This window comes from Halomicrococcus pelagicus (assembly GCF_050954125.1).
In genome coordinates this window covers 64,901-82,094 of sequence record NZ_JBPBWC010000017.1, presented here as the reverse complement: position 1 = coordinate 82,094, position 17,194 = coordinate 64,901, and the positions used below count along the sequence as shown (strand labels likewise).

Annotated in this window: 16 protein-coding genes; 9 read left to right on the top strand and 7 right to left on the bottom strand. The window is 56.1% G+C overall.

Features of this window, described 5'->3' with window-relative positions; translation table 11 throughout:
* Positions 1–317: 317 nt before the first annotated feature.
* The 3 genes from fdhF to crcB all read left to right on the top strand — a co-directional run bounded on the left by fdhF (position 318) and on the right by crcB (position 3,253).
* The gene (gene fdhF, locus ACRYA2_RS21480; protein WP_433632907.1) at positions 318–2,393 is read left to right on the top strand and encodes a formate dehydrogenase subunit alpha; all 2,076 of its coding nucleotides are present in this window, start codon (positions 318–320) and stop codon (positions 2,391–2,393) included.
* Positions 2,394–2,549: 156 nt separating this feature from the next.
* Positions 2,550–2,906 carry a CrcB family protein gene (locus tag ACRYA2_RS21475; RefSeq protein ID WP_433632905.1) on the top strand — a complete coding sequence of 119 codons (357 nt, stop codon included), beginning with the start codon at positions 2,550–2,552 and terminating at the stop codon, positions 2,904–2,906.
* Positions 2,906–3,253: a fluoride efflux transporter CrcB gene (crcB, locus tag ACRYA2_RS21470; protein ID WP_433632903.1), complete on the top strand. Its 348-nt coding sequence runs from the start codon at positions 2,906–2,908 to the stop codon at positions 3,251–3,253. The genes ACRYA2_RS21475 and crcB overlap by 1 nt, the downstream gene beginning before the upstream one ends.
* Before the next feature lie 147 nt (positions 3,254–3,400).
* On the opposite strand, the gene ACRYA2_RS21465 is transcribed toward crcB, so the two are convergent.
* Positions 3,401–3,931, bottom strand: coding sequence for an AmiS/UreI family transporter (locus ACRYA2_RS21465; RefSeq protein WP_433632901.1), 531 nt, complete (start codon positions 3,929–3,931; stop codon positions 3,401–3,403).
* A 286-nt stretch (positions 3,932–4,217) separates the two neighbouring features.
* Here ACRYA2_RS21465 and thsA point away from each other — a divergent pair, with 286 nt between their 5' ends.
* Positions 4,218–5,852 carry a thermosome subunit alpha gene (thsA, locus tag ACRYA2_RS21460; protein ID WP_433632899.1) on the top strand — a complete coding sequence of 545 codons (1,635 nt, stop codon included), beginning with the start codon at positions 4,218–4,220 and terminating at the stop codon, positions 5,850–5,852.
* A 47-nt stretch (positions 5,853–5,899) separates the two neighbouring features.
* Here the strand turns inward: thsA and fmdA are convergent, their stop codons facing one another.
* Positions 5,900–7,156 (bottom strand): formamidase, encoded by a 1,257-nt coding sequence (gene fmdA, locus ACRYA2_RS21455; RefSeq protein WP_433632897.1) that lies wholly within the window; start codon positions 7,154–7,156, stop codon positions 5,900–5,902.
* A gap of 168 nt (positions 7,157–7,324) precedes the next feature.
* On the opposite strand from fmdA, the gene ACRYA2_RS21450 reads away from it, so the two are divergent.
* The 3 genes from ACRYA2_RS21450 to ACRYA2_RS21440 all read left to right on the top strand — a co-directional run bounded on the left by ACRYA2_RS21450 (position 7,325) and on the right by ACRYA2_RS21440 (position 9,432).
* Positions 7,325–7,978, top strand: coding sequence for a hypothetical protein (locus ACRYA2_RS21450; RefSeq protein WP_433632895.1), 654 nt, complete (start codon positions 7,325–7,327; stop codon positions 7,976–7,978).
* A 159-nt stretch (positions 7,979–8,137) separates the two neighbouring features.
* Positions 8,138–8,725 carry a carboxymuconolactone decarboxylase family protein gene (locus ACRYA2_RS21445; RefSeq protein ID WP_433632893.1) on the top strand — a complete coding sequence of 196 codons (588 nt, stop codon included), beginning with the start codon at positions 8,138–8,140 and terminating at the stop codon, positions 8,723–8,725.
* Positions 8,726–9,240: 515 nt separating this feature from the next.
* Complete coding sequence (locus tag ACRYA2_RS21440; RefSeq protein ID WP_433632891.1) at positions 9,241–9,432, top strand: hypothetical protein; 192 nt, start codon at positions 9,241–9,243, stop codon at positions 9,430–9,432.
* 197 nt (positions 9,433–9,629) lie between these two features.
* Here the strand turns inward: ACRYA2_RS21440 and ACRYA2_RS21435 are convergent, their stop codons facing one another.
* Positions 9,630–9,905, bottom strand: coding sequence for a HalOD1 output domain-containing protein (locus tag ACRYA2_RS21435; RefSeq protein WP_433632889.1), 276 nt, complete (start codon positions 9,903–9,905; stop codon positions 9,630–9,632).
* Positions 9,906–10,748: 843 nt separating this feature from the next.
* On the opposite strand from ACRYA2_RS21435, the gene ACRYA2_RS21430 reads away from it, so the two are divergent.
* Positions 10,749–11,600, top strand: coding sequence for a geranylgeranylglycerol-phosphate geranylgeranyltransferase (locus ACRYA2_RS21430; RefSeq protein ID WP_433632887.1), 852 nt, complete (start codon positions 10,749–10,751; stop codon positions 11,598–11,600).
* Positions 11,601–11,732: 132 nt separating this feature from the next.
* On the opposite strand, the gene ACRYA2_RS21425 is transcribed toward ACRYA2_RS21430, so the two are convergent.
* On the bottom strand, positions 11,733–12,665 hold the full coding sequence (locus tag ACRYA2_RS21425; RefSeq protein ID WP_433632885.1) for a cytochrome P450: 933 nt from the start codon (positions 12,663–12,665) through the stop codon (positions 11,733–11,735).
* 41 nt (positions 12,666–12,706) lie between these two features.
* Between ACRYA2_RS21425 and ACRYA2_RS21420 the strand changes: the two genes are divergently transcribed.
* Positions 12,707–13,519 carry a DUF8008 family protein gene (locus ACRYA2_RS21420; protein WP_433632883.1) on the top strand — a complete coding sequence of 271 codons (813 nt, stop codon included), beginning with the start codon at positions 12,707–12,709 and terminating at the stop codon, positions 13,517–13,519.
* Positions 13,520–14,028: 509 nt separating this feature from the next.
* Here the strand turns inward: ACRYA2_RS21420 and ACRYA2_RS21415 are convergent.
* From ACRYA2_RS21415 to ACRYA2_RS21405, 3 genes are all read right to left on the bottom strand, one after another.
* Positions 14,029–15,483 carry a S8 family serine peptidase gene (locus ACRYA2_RS21415; RefSeq protein WP_433632881.1) on the bottom strand — a complete coding sequence of 485 codons (1,455 nt, stop codon included), beginning with the start codon at positions 15,481–15,483 and terminating at the stop codon, positions 14,029–14,031.
* A gap of 112 nt (positions 15,484–15,595) precedes the next feature.
* Positions 15,596–16,600 carry an LVIVD repeat-containing protein gene (locus tag ACRYA2_RS21410; protein ID WP_433632879.1) on the bottom strand — a complete coding sequence of 335 codons (1,005 nt, stop codon included), beginning with the start codon at positions 16,598–16,600 and terminating at the stop codon, positions 15,596–15,598.
* Positions 16,570–17,154 carry a hypothetical protein gene (locus ACRYA2_RS21405; RefSeq protein ID WP_433632877.1) on the bottom strand — a complete coding sequence of 195 codons (585 nt, stop codon included), beginning with the start codon at positions 17,152–17,154 and terminating at the stop codon, positions 16,570–16,572. Before ACRYA2_RS21405 ends, ACRYA2_RS21410 begins: the two co-directional genes overlap by 31 nt.
* Positions 17,155–17,194 lie beyond the last annotated feature (40 nt).

Sequence of the window (17,194 nt, the reverse complement as noted above, 5' to 3'; positions counted from 1 at the left end):
TTTCGTTGCGACGAAACGCCACAGTAGTGACGACCAGCCACCTGAGATCGACGAGTCGAACGTCTCATCGCCCGTCTCCAGAGCTACAGTCCAGACAACCATAACGTCTTCTCCCGACTACGAGCTGTGAACAGACACACAATTATTGCAGCGTAGGAGAGAGCCAAGCTCAGGGCAGCGTAATGGCTAAGAACCTGCATCCCGTTTGGGAAACGATAACGTTGCTATTGGCGATGTCGTTCGATGGGTAAGACCACCAACGGCCATCCGGGAAATCGGACGACGATGCTAACCAGCAAAGAGAGGGACTACGAACTATGAGCCAAGAATCCGAGGACGGCGTTCACACGATCTGTCCGTATTGTGGAGTCGGTTGTGGACTACAACTACAGGAGGGTGATGAGGCAGGCGAGGTAAATATTAAACCGTGGTTTGATGCACCGGTCAATGAGGGTGCACTCTGCATCAAGGGCGGGGCGGCGACGGAGGTAGTGGACCACGAGGAGCGATTGAAGGAGCCGTTGATACGTGACGGCGACGAGTTCCGCGAAGCATCCTGGGAGGAGGCATTTGGACGGGTTACCGACGAGATGGAACGTATCCGCGAGGAGCACAGCCGGAACGCGATGGGGTTTTTCGGGTCCTCGAAGTGTACAAACGAAGAGAACTACCTGCTACAGAAGATGGCACGCCGGTACGGTACCAACAACGTCGACAACTGCACTCGGATGTGCCACGCCTCGACTGTCGCCGCGCTCAGAGCGAGCCTCGGTGCCGGTGCAATGACCAACAGCATGCAGGACCTCCGCGAGGAGGCCGACGTGTACTGGATACAGGGAGCGAACCCGTCCGAACAGCATCCCATCGCCCACAGCAAGTATTTCAAGCAGGCCGCACTGGAGGACACCTTCGTCGTGCAGATCGACCCGCACGCAAACAAGACCACGCGCGACGCCGACCTCCACCTGCAGTTGAAGCCTGGCACTGACATCCCGCTACTGAATATCGTGCTGAAAACAGTGCTGGACAACGACTGGGTCGACGAGGAATTCCTCGACGAACGGACCGAAGGCTTCGACGATGTCGCTGAAACGCTCGAGAATTTCGATCTCGAAGAAGCTGCTGAAACCTGCGGCGTCCCGCTTGAAGATATCCAGACGGCGGCCGAAGCGTACGCCACCGCAGACAACGCTGCTATCTTCACTGGCATGGGCATGAGCCAGCACGCCTGCGGGACAGACAACGTCCAGAATCTCATCAACCTCGCGTTGATGACCGGCAACGTCGGCCGCCCCGGAACTGGCGTGAACCCGCTCCGTGGCCAGAACAACGTTCAGGGGACCTGTGACGTTGGTACGATGTACAACACGCTTCCCGGCTATATCCCGGTCGACGACGACGAAAAGCGAGCGGAGGTTGCAGACGTATGGGGATTCGAGCCGCCAGCCGACGAGGGACTATCCAATGTCGAAATAACACAGGCCGCAGGCGACCAAATACACGGCCTCTACGTAATGGGTGAGAACCCGGTCATCAGCGAGCCAAACGGTAACGAGGTCGTTGAGAACCTTGAGCGGATGGAATTCATCGTCGTACAGGATATCTTCATGACCGACACGGCTGAGCTAGCCGATGTTGTCCTCCCTGCCACGTCGTGGGCTGAGCGCGGCGGAACCGTCACAAACACCGACCGACGCGTCCAGCGGATGCGGGCGGCGACGCGGGTCCCGGGGAACACGAAACACGACTTGGAGATACTGTCCGAGGTGGGGACGCGGCTGTTCGACGAGGGATTCGAGTTCGACTCGGCTGAGGATATCTTCGAAGAGCTCCGGCAGGTTATGCCGATCTACCATGGAATCACGTACGATGACCTTGGGTTGGAGGGAATCCACTGGCCCTGCTACGAAGAGGGTGACGAGGGCGACCCGTACCTCTATGAGGAGTCGTTCGACACTGAGAATGGTCTCGGCAAGCTTCGGGGCGTCCGCCACCAGCCCCCCAAGGAGGTCGAGGATGCCGAGTACCCGTTCGTGTTGACGACGGCGCGACTCGAAGAACACTACAACACGGGGACGATGAGCACTCGGTCGCCGACGCTGATGCGTCGGACAGGGGAGAACTTCGTTGATATCCACCCAGATGACGCGGATTCGCTGGGGGTTGAGGACGAGGAGTATGTGAAGCTCGTCTCTCGGCGCGGAGAAGTGGTTGTCAAGGCGCACGTTACAGACGACATTAAACAGGGCGTTATTTGGTCGACGACTCATTTCCCCGATTCGCCGATAAACAGGTTGACGAACGATGCTCTCGACCCGGTCGCGAAGATCCCAGAATATAAAGCGTCGGCCGCGATGGTTGACGTTGAGCCGAACGCGCAGCCAGGTGACTGACCGCTGACACGGCGGTCTGGCCGCCTTCGAGATTATGCTTAGAGAAATCGGTGGGCTAGTGGCTCGGATTGACCTCTAATCCGGGGAAAAGACAAGAGGGTAGAAGTGTTTCTGTAGCTTCGTAACGATATGTCGACAGCCCATCCACTACTCCGGTTGGAGGAGCTTTTCCTCGTTGCTATCGGCGGATACGTTGGGGCGAATTTGCGGTTCTTTGTTAGTACTTTTCTCCCTGGCCTCTCCGGCACCTTCTTCGTCAACGTTGTCGGAAGCTTTTTACTTGGATTTCTACTTTATGAGGCTGCTTACACCGGGATACTGGCGGAGAAATCTATTGTCGTCTTCGGAGCTGGGTTTCTCTCTTCGTTTACTACGTACAGCACATTTGCATTTGAGAGCGTGCAGACGACTCCGCTTGTTGGAGTAGTAAATGTAGTGGGAAGTTACACGATGGGATTCGTTGCGGTGCTAGTCGGTCGGCACTTCGCGTTGTCGATCGAGGAGGCAAGCTAATGGTGATGCCAGGCCATCTCGTTGGCTTTGGTGGTATGGTTGGTGCTGTGCTTCGCCATATTGTCAGCGAAGCGGTAGCACGTGAGACATTCCCAGTTGGGACACTTACAGTAAATGTCGTCGGGAGTTTCGTCCTGGGGATTGTGACATTTCTCGGTGCCGACAGCGATGTACTGCTGTTCGTTGGGACCGGAGCCTGCGGATCATTCACAACGTTTTCATCATTCTCTCACGATACAGTGGGGCTTTGGGAAGACGGTAAACAGTACAAGGCGGTCACGTTCGCCTTCGCGAACATTGTCGGTGCGGTGTTCGCGATCGGTCTGGCATGGTTCGTCGCACTGTAGTGGGTCACCCTGACCGGAAGACAGACCTGAAGGCCATCTTTCTTCGAGGAGAGAATCTCACTCTGTAGGAAGAGAGCAAGTTGTCTCGTAGACGGACAGCTATTTCAATTGCGATGCGGGAAGCCCCAGCGTTCACGCTAGGGGATGTCATGCGGGAGCCCACGGCCACATACCGGCGGCCATGATATACCCGGCGGCAGCAGTGACGATGCCGACTCCGACGGTGTACCAGGCGACGGGCGAAGTGTATTCGCTGCGTTGGAGAGCAAGCAGTAGCCAGAAGGTTGCCCAAAGGACAGCCCATATCCACCAGAGGGCGGCGAGACCGACGTCGCCGCCGAGCCAGACAATGTACCCGGTCGGGATGGCGACAACGGTAACGAAAATACAATACCAGCCAAGCGACCGTTGATCGCTTGCACTACGATATGCATTGTATCCGACCCAGAGATATGTGAATGAGAAGAGTAGTGTTCCTGCAGCATTGAATGCCGTTCCTTCGGACGCCTCACCGCCGAAAGCCCACCACATAGCAATGATGAATGTTAGTGCCCCAACAAAGAAATTTAATACTGCCGTATCACGGTCTTCAGCTCGTCCAAGAAGCCAGATTCCGTTGACTATTAACACAGCACCTACGAATACTAACCCCATTCCCAGAATCGTGTACAGTGACATGTTTGCAACCCCCGGTTATTCACCATCTGTATTTCTATGGAGAAGTATATATAGCTAACAGTTCGTCAACCAATCCTGCTCTCCTGATTTTAACGGCATTTCAGATCGAATCCCTCACCAAATTCCACAACCCGGCGCATATATTGAGCCACATTTCTATATAAGAATATGAATGGCCCCGCTCTAGTATAGTTGAATAGTCTACATATTGATCACCTTTTTGTAGAACAACGTAGTGGGAAGGTGTGCTATGACCACTCCCGCGAAAGGTCGGCCACTCTCCGCAGTGAGCTCCACAACCACAGAGCGACTGCAAGGAGCAGATGCTCGAGAGTCAAACATCGCCGCCGGAACGGCACTCGCCGATGCTATCGGGACGACGCTCGGACCGAAGGGACTGGACAAAATGCTGGTCGGGGCGTCGGGAACAGTCGTCGTCACAAACGACGGTGCTAGTATCCTCGACAGGATGGACATCGAGCATCCAGCAGCAGAACTCGTCGTCAACGTCGCCAACAATCAGGCGACGAAAGTAGGAGACGGAACGACGACGGCCGTCCTGTTGACCGCTAAGCTCCTGAACAAAGCACAAAAACTCTTCGAGAAAGGATTGCATCCGTTCCGCGTGACCAGAGGATACCGACGCGCGAGCGAGGTCGCAATCAACCGCCTCGATTCCGCAGCAATCACTGTCGCCCCTGACGACGAAAGACGGCTTCGTGACGCTGCATCGACGGCAGTAACCGGGAAGTGGGACGACAACGCGAGCGCAACGTTCGCCGACCTCGCCGTTCGCGCCGTTCGCGCCGTCGAAACCGATGGCACCGTCGATCTTTCTCGAATAACGCTCCGCCCGGTTACCAGCGGAGGACTCGACGACTCGACGCTCATCGCAGGGCTCGCGGTCGACATGGAGAGTTCGTCAACGTCCATCGAAGGCGTCGACTTGCCTCACCATATCGAGGACGCGACACTCGCGCTCGTGGACACGGAGTTGACTATCGATGAATCGAACGCGGTATCGAACGTCTCCGTCGACGCCCCGTCGACATTACAGGCGCTCCGAGAGTTCGAAAACGACGCCTACGCAGCGAAAGTAGCCGCGTTCGTCGATGCCGATGTAAATGTCGTCGTCTGCCAGAAATCAATCGACGACGCGCTCCGACGGGCGCTCGCCAGTGAGGATATACTAACAGTTGAGCGAACCAGGCAAGACGAGATGCACAAACTCGCCGCAGCGACGGATGGCGAACTCGTCACCTCGGTTGACGAACTGTCTCCGAAGACAGTCGGCGACGCCGACTCGGTTGAGAGACGTCACCTCGGCAACACAGACCTCCTGGTCGTCACCGAGAACCGTGACTCTCAGCATGTGTCACTGCTCCTCCGCGGCGGCACCCAGCACGTCGTCGACGAGTCAAAGCGCATCACCGAGAACTGCATTCGTGTCGTGACACTCACCGTCGAAAGCGGGCAAGTGCTTCCCGGCGGTGGAGCAACAGAACTCCGTCTCGCGCGCGAGCTCCGGGACTATGCGGATGGCGTCGACGACCGCGAACAACTCGCCGTTCGTGCGTTCGCTGACGCTCTCGAAACGGTGCCGCAAACGCTCGCTTCGACGGCGGGTGTAGACCCGATTGACGCACTCGTCGAGTTGCGGGCGCGTCACCACGACGGTGACCACAACGTTGGTCTCAACACGGCAACCGGTCAGCCACAGAGTATGGTCGATAGCGGCGTCGTAGAGCCCCTCGTCGTCAAACAGCACGCCGTCGCTAACGCGGAGGAAGCCGCGAACATGCTCCTCCGTATCGACGATGTCATCGCGGCGGAACACGAGGACAACGGCGACGAGACAAGCGGCGACCACGCCAGTCACGACCACGGAAGTGGCGGCTACCCGTGGGCTATCGGTCACTGACCAGACGGCGAATTACGTGGCGAGATTATAAGGAGATCGCCGGCAGGTTAGGAGGGTTTCGCCGCGTTACCGCGCTTCTCGGCGGAAATATCGGCGAGGTGATCTGGATCGACGTCGAAGTCGAAGGCGGCCTCCGGCACCGAGACCGTGACGCAGGTGTTCGGAAGGTCGACGATACCGGCGATTCGGCTCTCGACTGGAACGGTACTGAGAATGATGTACGCCTGTTCGGGTGTGTAGCCAAAGTTCGTCAGGTAGTCGATAGCGTCGAGACAGGCACGCCGCATCCCGACGTTCGCGTTCTTGTAGTGTTGCGTTCCGTCCTCGTCGACTGAGTACCCCTCGAAGACGACGTACTCCGAGAACTGTGGTTCAACGTTCCCAGGCTTGAAAATCGGATGGTCGACACCGAATCGCTCGACACCGTTCTTGATAAGGTCAACTTTGAGGTCGACATATCCAGCCATCTCGATAGCGCCACAGAACGTAATCTCACCGTCGCCCTGCGAGAAGTGGAGGTCGCCAGTAATCAGGTTCGCCCCCTCAACGAACACTGGGAGGTATACTCGTGACCCACGGCTGAGATTCTTAATGTCGCAGTTCCCAGCGTTCTCGCGTGGTGGAATTGTCCGTGCTGCTTTCTCAGCGGCTTCCTCAACCTCATCCTCGTCCATATCGCCGAGCAGCACTTCGTTCGGCTCAGGTGGTAATGCAAGCGGCGGCTCGTCCTCATGCGTTTCGTGATTGACTGCCGTCTTATCATCGGGTCCTCGCTCAATGAGTGCCTGTTCACGCTCGTTCCATTGCTCGAGGAGATCGTGAGATGGTGTGGTTCCGAGAATACCTGGGTGGGAGAGTCCTGCGAATCGGACGTCTGGGATATGGCGCGATGAGGTATAGACACCGTCGAAGTCCCAGATGGCTTTTCGGGCGTTCGGGAAGTGGTCCGTCAGAAAACCACCGCCATTCTCGAGGTCGAAAATACCAGTGAATCCCCACTCGTTATCCGGGAAGGGACCGAGATCAAGGATATCAACGACTAGCAGGTCCCCGGGCTCTGCCCCGTCGACAGCAATCGGGCCGCTGAGATGGTGGTTTGGGTCGAGCCGCATGTCTCGAATGTCACTAGCACTATCATCGTTGTTGACTTGGTTACCGGTCCAGTCGAGACATTCGACCCGGAATTTTTCGCCGGGCGAGACACGGTCGACCGGCGGAACATCAGGATGCCACCGATTTACGATTGGGTCCGGCTGATCCTCTGGTGATTCGTCAACATCAACTTCGAATATTGTCTCTGGCATAAGCCGTGCTAGCGTCCAACTTTCCCATCTAAATAGGTAGTTAGTCATCGCTATAGGTATTGTCATGATGGATTTTCGTATCAAGAGAAGTAATCTGTCCAGAAGCCGCTGTGAGCACAGACGCCAAGCGGGCTAAAGTTTAATCTCGTCGCAGTTGTCTCTCCCCTGATGTCCACCTCCAGTCCACTTCCAGTCCTCGATCAATGTGTTGACCTCTATATGGCCATCTGGCGACAGTACGGAGATGACGCGTTTACCGTCAACTCCCTGTTGAACGACCTCGAGGGCCGTCGGCATGGGATCGATCTCGCAACAGTCGACGTGTCCAGAGAGCTCGACCTGCTCATCGCGTATGGCCTCCTCGACCGCGAAGACGACGAAAGCTATCGGATTCGCTGTTACCCTGACAGGGACGTCCACTTTTGGCAGGAAAAGCAGAAAGCCCGCGTCGAACAACTGTACGAAGCGGTTCAGGCGGCTCGCAACGAAGGAGAGGCGTCGGATGCGAACGAAACAGAGTTCGACCGGTACCAGGGCGAGCGGTACGCACAAATAACATTCGACGATGTCGACGACGTCGCGGACTTCGTTACTCTCGCCGACAAATCACTGTCGAGCGACGGACGGCCGACGGGGGTGGTAGTGCGAGCACCTGGGACCGAAGCTGGCGATGTCCAAGACTTCGCCGATCGGGTCTGTAATGTCGACATAAGAGCAGATCATCCGGGAACATTCGAGAAAACGGGATCTGTAGTTCGAGGTAACGATGTCGATAATTTAGAGTTCCGAATGTATCTCCGTCTGCATCGCGATGAGCAGTGAACGCTAGATTATTGGTAATCATGGACTTCTATAAATATTCTTGATTGTGTCTTGTATGAATGTCTAGATATGGATTCCGTATCTATTGTTAGATTTGAAAAGGGAAAGCTTGTTTTTGGCTACGTTAATTATTAGCACAGCCGCGAAGTATTCGTCGATATGTCGTCCCGACCGAAACCCCTTCGACCTACAGAAATCGATGATGAACGTGCGAAAGAACTTCTCAAAGAAGCTAAGACTGGGTGGTACGGGGACACCGCCTTCTTCGGGGCAATGGCTCATGTAACAGAGCTTCTCAAGCAGATAACCACTACACTCCAGCTGTTCCCACAGGGACAACATATCAACACTATAATGCTAGAATTGATGCGACTCAAAATCGCAGAGTGCCACCAGTGTGCATACTGTGCAACCGTCCGGACAATAGAGATCCGCGACGAAGTCGCCCCGAAGGAGGATGCCGTTTTCGGGGAAGTTGACAAACACGGGCTGACTCACCGAGAATATCTCGCCGTCTCTCTTGCCGAGAAGCTTTCAGAAGATCCACATAAAATTCAGGACAGTCTTTTCGAAAACCTCCAAAACGCGCTCACTGAGGGGGAAATAATAGAATTGTTACTGTTTGCCAGTCTCGAAATCGGACTCGACCGCTTCTGTATCGCGTTAGAACTCAATACGACTGATGACAGTTCGTACCCCGATTTAGAATACCCATTAGAAGACCCGCGTCCAAAAACAGAATATTGACCCCATCTCATACCCAACTACATGGCACCCGTTAAATATTATAAGGTAGTCAACTGGCCGAAATCGAGCTATCGGCCAACCGTTCGCATTCTCTCCAGGCTTGCTCACTCGAAATTCTACCAGAACGGTATTATCCCCCAGTAGATGATCGACGATCTTGACGATACTTTTGCATCTCACCAATTGAATCGCAGACGCCGACCAAGAGCGCGGTGAAGAGCACATCTCTGAGACCCATACCAACCTTGTTATCGACCAGCTCTACGAGAATCCCTCGCCGACCGCTAGTTCGTACTACTGCAACCGAGAGCAGCTGCAGGCACGTCTCCAGTTAGAGCTCGACGCCGCTCAGAGTGTGGCTGAGCCCGCCGACATTATCATCGACTTTGACGCCTGAAACCCGGCTGACAACGATACCGACGTTGAGGAATATGAAAATGGAGCCCTACGCAAGGAGTTGCGGCGTGATCTCATCCGCTGGTTGTGATATCGCGCGGGCAAAACACGCTGGCCGCATGTACGCGACTGAACTCCGGCGTGGTGACTACGAGCTCGACCACGTCGATGAGAGTCTGACGGCGTTCGATGCAGTGCACGCTCGTCTGGACGACGCGCTCGAAGCAGTCGACAATCTGCCGACGGATGTGAAGACCGACCTCATTGACCGGCTCGACGACGCGGTTGTCGCCACCATTGCCGGCAACTAATCGGCGCAAGACGACGACAGCGTTCGCCCGATGCCCGTAGCGTCAGCGGTCGTCAATAGAACGCAATCTCACGAATATGTACTCAGAGCGTATCGAACGGGCACCGATGAGCGACTGCTAAACAGACGTTTCGCTGGACAGAATCACAACGTAAGGATCCGGTCGGAGTTGGTTGTGTGAACGGCAGGTGACGACGTCTATTCGAAAGTGTCGGTGATGTGTACCTGAATGTCGTTGCAAGTCCGCGAGATGGAGACAGTGACGTCGTCGATGTCGAACTCGACAGAGAGGCCAGTCGTTTGCTGGCCGCTGAAGAGGGTGTCGAGTGCGTCAGGGTCGACCACATCGTAAAGTCGGAACTCGCTGTCGTGGGGGTCAACGCCATTGTATTGTTCGAGTGCTTCAATCACGGCGATGCTTGCACAGGATCCATATGTGCAGTCAAGCGGTTTCTTGGCAGTTATAGATGCCATTGTCTATGCTCACTGTAGTCACTGTCGTGCATAAGAGTGTTGTTTAGTTTGTACTACAGTCCATGGACTATCTGTTGGTATCCCTCCAGTCACGTTTTACCGCGCACACTGCTAACCAGTGAAGGTGATTTTCTGATGAGTCTAGAGAGAAGTGTCGAGATAAGAAAAGGAGTGATATCACTTGCCGGGTGTCTGCAGCAGCCGGGACACTAGGTGTCGACTGAATCGACGCTCACCACCCCAACACACCCCCGGTCGCGAGTGATATCACAATCGCCGCAGTTGTTCTCGTCCACGCTCCGCCACTGACCCATGGGGCGGGGGGAAGTAACACGAGATGCTCACGCCAGCTAGCCGTCGATCGCACGCAGAACGAGAAACCACACGCAGAGCAGCGGTGTCGTGCCGTTCCGGACTCCCTACAGTCGTCCGTCACTCCAACGGCTGTCGTACGGACATCTAGAGTCACTAGTCGTATAAAGGTTGTCCGTATGGACAGTTAGATTAAGTTTCTTTGTACGGGAATCAGAGCGTGATTTCGACCGGTGTTCCTGCAACCGACCGTGGTTAGTGGTTAGGTACACCCCAGCCCCAGGGGGTGTTGGTGGCGTCACTGGGACGACGAGAACACCCGGGGTTGTGATATCACTGGAATCGAAGGAGGACTATGGCCGAACAATGAGATACCCGGTCAGTCATGGAGAAGCTGTAGCGGATTCGGGAAATGGCATCTAATAAGTCTTTCCCATATGCCGACTGAATGCGGCCGCTAAAACCATTTTCGTCTCCATTGACAGCCGTCGTTTCGCACGGTTTATCGGCGACCCAGCGAAAGGCGTTCTCGTGTCGCTTGCCGAGCGCGTTCGTGGCCTCGTTGAGCTCACCCGGCCAGGCAACGCCATCGCCTCTGGCGTCCTCACCTTCACAGGAGCGTTTATCGCCGAAGGCAGCGGGATACTCACAAACAGTACCGCTGTTATCGCCGCGACGCTCACAACGATTCTAGCGACCAGCGCGGGGATGGCGATTAACGACTACTTTGACCGGGATATCGACCGGATTAACAATCCTGAGCGGCCAATCCCACGCGGCGCAGTCGCCCCGAATACAGTGCTCGGCTTCAGTATCGTCCTGTTTGCCATCTCCGGAGCACTTACGTTCATGCTGCCGACGCTGGCAATAGCGATCGCTGTCGTGAATCTCGTTGGGCTCGTCACCTACACCAAATTCTTCAAGGGATTGCCGGGGATGGGCAATTTGCTCGTGGCGTATCTTGGCGGGAGTACATTCTTACTCGGTGCTGCAGCTGTTGGCCAGCTGAGCGCGTCCGTCATTGTGCTGTTCCTCCTTGCAGCGCTGTCGACGTTCTCCCGGGAAGTGATCAAGGACGTCGAGGATCTCGCCGGCGATCGCGAGGAAGGCCTTCAAACACTGCCAATTATGATTGGCCGTCGTCCAGCACTCAGTCTTGCTATGGCGGTACTGATCGTTGCAGTGGCTGCCAGCCCGGTGCCGTATCTCCGTGAGACGTTTGGAATCGCATATCTCGTCTTGGTCGCGCCTGCAGTCGTTGTCATGCTGTATTCTGGATATCGGAGTTTCGACGATCCAGCCAGCGGCCAATCGCTGCTGAAGTATGGAATGTACATTTCAGCCGTGGCGTTCATTGGCGGCCGTATAACGCTCTTGCTATAAGAGAAAGCCAGCCTAGTAACACCGCCGTCCACCGTGCGGAAAGACGCTCTAACGTATATTCTCTGGCCTCTTAGCACCTCCTGAGGTGAATCGATGACAATCGAAGATTCAGTTAGCCGAGGACCGTGTCTATCACCGTGTTACGCCCATCGGCAGACCATCCTGTGTCTGCAGGGTGAGCTCAGGTTCGAGTTCGACCGACTTGTTTTCTCCTTTCCATTCGACCGCCCAGTTCTGGCCGATCGTCGCTAACACGAGCGCTCCTTCGAGCAGCGCGAAGTCCCGACCAATACACGACCGGCGGCCACCACCAAACGGCATATAGGCGTACTCCGGCAGCTCATCCTCTAAATCAGTCGTCCAGCGGTCCGGCCGGAATTCCATCGGATTATCATAGAATCGTTCGTCGCGGTGGACGGCGAGAATACTTAGATGTACTTGCTCATCGGCTGGCAGCTCATAGCCATTGACGTCGACTGGCTGTGTCGTCTGGCGGGGAATTGTATGAACCGATGGGTACAGCCGAAGCGTCTCTTTGAGGATTCGGCGGGTAAGATCCAGATCGTCGATGTCGTTACGAGTCGGCGGATCACCACCAAGAACACTATCGAGCTCCTCGTGAAATGCTGCCTGGAGCTTCGGATTCGTCGCCAGTGCATACCAGGCGAATCCAAGCGCGGAAGCAGTCGTCTCATAGCCAGCGAAAACCATTGTGATCATCACTCCCTCGACCTCCTCTTGACTCAGTTGGTCGTCACTGGTTGCCTGCTGTGCTTGCTGGAGTTTCGAGAGTAACGTCTCCGCCTGTCCGTCTCCTTTGTCCCTGGTACTCTGTTCGGCTAGGAGTGGACGAATCTCAGACCGGAATCGGTCCTTCGACTGCACAAACTTCCGCCGAGACGGTGTTGGAATCCAATTCGGCAAGAGCCACGACGTTGGTGCGAACCAATTATTGAGTCCGTCCGCCGCTGCCCGGAGGTCGTTGCCTTCACCTGGCTGGAGTTCACGGCCGAACAATATCGCAAATAGCACTTCGAACGTGAGGTTCTGCATCTCCGTCTCCATATCGAGGATTTCTCCGTTCAGCCAGTTGTCGACGCGTCGCTGTGTCGCGGTTGACCGAGCGTGTCGAAGACCTCGAGCAGACGGTTGCAGAAAAGAACGACCGGATTGCAGACCTACAGCAGCGCGTCGACACATTAGAGGAGCGTGTCGACGAGGCGGAGAACGAGATAGCAAACGCGGAAGCGCATAGAGAAGCGCTCGCCCGAAAGACGAACGCTCGCGACGACCGGATCGAAGAACTCCAAGCCCGCGAACTCGAGAAAGGTGCACACCTGCTCGCCGAGAACGTCGACCAGGACCGCGTCACGGTCGAGGGTAATAAGCTCGAACGCATCACGAAAGACGACGGCAAGCACTACTTCCGCGTCCCCGGCGAAGACGACGCCCTCGATCGCGGCGGTGCAGTCACATATGCCACAGCAGACCTCCTACCGATCCAGCGGCTGGCGCGCTACGACGATGAGATGCTGGCGTCCGTGTCGAATCGCAAGCCCGACGAACTCGCCGGGAAAGTTTGGCGCGAACGCGACCAGACCGGCCGCCACGAACTCTGGTCGAGCGGCAGCGGCGAGATTCGCGCGTATCTGGATGCGCCGGATCTCGCCGAGTGGATTCGCGTCAAGGAGGCCGGGGTGAGCAAGAAGTATTCCCAGGAGCTTGCACGCCGGACGATGGACGCGATGCACGAGCTCTCGAAGAACCGCCTGGGGAAGACCAAACGCCAGCGGTCCAAGGACGGCCTGAGTTACCAGGAGACTCGGCTTGTGTTGAAAGCTGAGGTGGAGATCCCCGGTGAGCGACTGTCGGAGAGCAAGGGCGGTGATCCGACCACAGACACGGCTGCCGGAGAGTAGTGTGGTTGGGGTGAAATCACGCCCGAGAGGGTTCGATATCTAACGCAAACCACACCTCGAACGTGGTTGTAGACGTCCCGAATTGACACAGTTCGGGACTGACGCCGTACGGCTAGCTGTTAGTACGGCAGTTGTATCGGCTTCTATCGGCCATTAGCCAGCAGGGGGGGGTGAGAGCGGATGCCGGCCACCGCATTTGTGGTCGGAGATCAGTAAATCACAAAGAAAAGGTGGACAGAGGCGATGTTGTTGAGCGATATATTTCACTACCCGAAGTACCCCTGATACTGAGTGTTATCACAATCGATGCTGTTGTTCTCGTTCTCGCTTCGCTACCGTCCCACAGGTCAGAGAAAGCAATACGTGACTCCTACGGCAGCCAGCCGGTGATTGGCTACACAAAAAGAAACAGGTGGGCTGGATTAGCACTTCATCCATACAGCTTGGTAGTCTTCTTACTCATAATGCGGCCTGAGAGAAATAATTGTATCTGTCGCAAACCACGGGGCTTAGTAGTTAACGAGCGTCACGTCGCTATACGTCGCGAGATTGCCGTTTTCTGCGCGGGTCACGGCGTCATAGGCATCGACGAACCCGGTGCCGATGTTCCAGGGGTTGTAGTTGCTGTGGACGTCGTGGGCCTCAGCCGTGAGCGTGTTCAGTAGTTTCATCGGTCCAATATCGCCGCTGTTGTTCTGGCGGTACGCGTCCGTAACCAGTGTGGCGATGCCAGATATCATCGGTGTTGACATGCTAGTTCCGGAAATAGTCGCGTACCAAAGCCGGCCGTCGTCGGAGCTTTCTGCCTGCAGGGCGTCGGCGGGTGACATCGTGCTGACGATGGCGTTACCTGGTGCACCGATACCAGGGCGATAGACGCCGAACGGGCGGGAGCCGCTGCCGTCGGCGTAGTAGGCTTCGAGGTTGTTCACCGCAGTCTTGCGGTCCCAGTTGTCTCGCTGGGCGTCACTACCTTGCTTGCGCCCACGTGAGGAGAAATTCGTGACGTGCTTGTTGTCCTTGGTCGCCGCAACGCCCAGCACGTGCGGGGCCTTCGCGTACTGGTTCAGCGTGTTCGTGCTTGGCCCGCTGTTACCAGCGGCGAACACCGACAGTAGACCTTCCTGAAATGCGTTCCAGGTAGCGGTGTTGAGTGCGTTGTCAGGATGGAACTTCTCGCCGTTCGAGGAACCATAGGAGTTCGAGACGATCTTTACGTCAGTTGCGCCATTGCGAATGCGTTTGAGCAGGTGGTCGTACGCGGCGGCTGCCTTCACGACAAGCAAGGTTGCGCCGGCTGCATACACCGTGAGGTCGGCCTTCGGAGCCATTCCCTCGAACTGGCCATTACTCTTGGTACCGTCACCGGTGACGGACCCTGAGCAGTGCGTGCCGTGGCCGATCATGTCGGTATCGGCGGCGCCGGCACGGACCCACAGCGTCGGCGACCCAAGCGGATTGCCAGCCCACTGCCAGTTAGCGACGAGCGCGTCAGCGAGGTCGGGGTGGTCGCCGTCGACCCCTGAGTCGATGACTGCAGTGTGGACGCCCCCACCCTGGTATCCAAGACTCGACTGGACCTCATCTACGCGAGTGACGTCGCTGCTGTCGTCGTTGTAGTAGTCTAGTTCGGCGTTCTTGCGAATGAACCGTACTGAGTCCCACGTAGCAACTTCCCGAATTTGATCGGGGTATAGTTCGGTGTAGCCGATGGGGAGGACATTGAATTTGTGGTACCCATTGGGGAGATTTAGGGTGGCGAGTTTGTCCACGTCGCTGCGGGAGTCAAAGACAACGAGCGCTTCGTGGAGAACGCCATCTGTCAACACGAAGGCATCGTCGATAATGGCGCTGGTGTGCTCGTCAGCGGCGGCTGGGCTACTGAGCCCCACAGTTGAGGCGACGCCTACTGCGCCGGTTGCTTTGATGAATTCGCGTCGATCGAATTTGGACTGGTCAGACATTCAAGAATAAAATCGTTATAGACTCACTAAAATTTAATTATTAGTTTTTAAGTATATTATATTGTCATTTGTTCTTAAACGAGGGCAACTACCAGTTACGTTTACACAGTTATTATCTAACCGTGTCCACCTCCTCCGAAAGTCGATCGCTATACTGGCTGACGAGCCCTACAAACGTGAGGCCGCCCGCCACCAAGCCAAAGCTCGACAAAGAGCTGTCAGGCTTGTACCGCAGGGCATACACGCCCGTGTTGATGTCAGCAGCGTAGGTGACACCGTCTTGGGTCACAGCCGTCCAGGTGAACGGTGCGGCGTGGTTCAGCCCGACCACCTTCGACTCCTCGGGAACGTCCTTGGCGGCTTGGAAGAAACCCTGCTCGGTGAGCGACCACTCACTAGAGTCGATGTGCAGGAAGCGAGTCCCGCCGTGGTAGTGGCCGACGTGGACCCACTGGCCCTCGGTAACGGTGAAGTTGTGTGGGCTGAAAGTGTAGGTGCCGTCGAAGGACACGTCGTCCCGCCACTCCCAGGAGTCTAGTTCGACGATGTTGTCCTCGCCTTTCGTATACCCGCCGTCGAGCCCATCGGCATCAAGGAACTTCACCTCCCCAGAGTGGCCGTTTTTATCGCTTGGATACTCGTGGCCGGCGACTACCACCCGCTTACCGTCGAAATATGTCGGCGCAGGTTCGGCATAGTGAGCGTTCGACATCGTGAAATGCCCAAGTACAGAAATATCAGTCGGATTGGAGAGGTCAAGCGCGTACATACCAGCGTTCCAGTACGAAAGATATCCCACGGGTTTCTCCAGCCGAGGGTCGTCCTGGACGACAATGTCGTGGATATATTTGTCGCCGCTGGTGAGGTTGCCGTCCGCGAAGTTTCCCGCCTGGTTCCATGTGTTAACAAGTTCAAGCGTGCCCGTCGCTCGATCGAACTCGAAGATGTACACCCCGGCAGTGCCATCCTGTTCGATGTCCTTAATGGTGAAGACGTAATCAGTGCCGCTGATCTCGTGGTGCCAGCAGTTGTGGAAGCCGGTGTCGTGGGGAAAGGCGCCGGCAACCGTCGGGTTCTCGGGGTCGGTCACGTCGACGGCCGTGATGGAGCCCGCCATCGGATCGGTCGAATCTTCCTTCGTTGTCGGCGTCGGGTCAGGGTCGTCGAACAGCGCCGAAATCGGTTGTTCGTGTAGAACACGTAGTCACCATCGGCACTCGTCTTCAGATCCATTACCGCCGCCGTATCGTTGTCGTTGCGAACGAATGCGACAAAGTTCATCTCCGCGTCCCGCAAGTCGCTGGTGTTACTCGCAGCGTTGAACTTCGAGACATCGATAACGCCGATCCCCCGGTTGTTTGTCGGATCCTTCGAGGAGAAAAAGCACACATATGCGTAATCGCCGACGATACGCATTTCGGAGATGCCGCCATAGTGCGGGCTGTCGGCCGAGTTCTCACTCGATGGTCCTCGGTGACCGAGGCTATGATAGTCGAGCAGTTCGACGTCGCTCGTCTTCCCGTGGACGCTCGCGTCCGTGTGGTCGTGGCTCGATCCATCCGACGAGCCCGAACTCCCCATGTCGTGGGCGCTAGCCGCGCCCACAGTGGTTGAGAGTGCCGATGCGCTTGCCGCTGCCTTGAGGAAAGTCCGCCTATGAGTTATTTTCATGAATTTATGATTGAACAATACTTGAATGCTGGTGGTAGTG

Bases quoted from the DNA above. Each gene is read 5' to 3' on its own strand.
- fdhF (WP_433632907.1), top strand. From the start codon at position 318: ATGAGCCAAGAATCCGAGGACGGCGTTCACACGATCTGTCCGTATTGT.
- crcB (WP_433632903.1), top strand. From the start codon at position 2,906: ATGGTGATGCCAGGCCATCTCGTTGGCTTTGGTGGTATGGTTGGTGCT.
- ACRYA2_RS21465 (WP_433632901.1), bottom strand. From the start codon at position 3,931: ATGTCACTGTACACGATTCTGGGAATGGGGTTAGTATTCGTAGGTGCT.
- fmdA (WP_433632897.1), bottom strand. From the start codon at position 7,156: ATGCCAGAGACAATATTCGAAGTTGATGTTGACGAATCACCAGAGGAT.
- ACRYA2_RS21450 (WP_433632895.1), top strand. From the start codon at position 7,325: ATGTCCACCTCCAGTCCACTTCCAGTCCTCGATCAATGTGTTGACCTC.
- ACRYA2_RS21445 (WP_433632893.1), top strand. From the start codon at position 8,138: ATGTCGTCCCGACCGAAACCCCTTCGACCTACAGAAATCGATGATGAA.
- ACRYA2_RS21440 (WP_433632891.1), top strand. From the start codon at position 9,241: ATGTACGCGACTGAACTCCGGCGTGGTGACTACGAGCTCGACCACGTC.
- ACRYA2_RS21435 (WP_433632889.1), bottom strand. From the start codon at position 9,905: ATGGCATCTATAACTGCCAAGAAACCGCTTGACTGCACATATGGATCC.
- ACRYA2_RS21425 (WP_433632885.1), bottom strand. From the start codon at position 12,665: ATGGAGACGGAGATGCAGAACCTCACGTTCGAAGTGCTATTTGCGATA.
- ACRYA2_RS21415 (WP_433632881.1), bottom strand. From the start codon at position 15,483: ATGTCTGACCAGTCCAAATTCGATCGACGCGAATTCATCAAAGCAACC.
- ACRYA2_RS21410 (WP_433632879.1), bottom strand. From the start codon at position 16,600: ATGGCGGGCTCCATCACGGCCGTCGACGTGACCGACCCCGAGAACCCG.
- ACRYA2_RS21405 (WP_433632877.1), bottom strand. From the start codon at position 17,154: ATGAAAATAACTCATAGGCGGACTTTCCTCAAGGCAGCGGCAAGCGCA.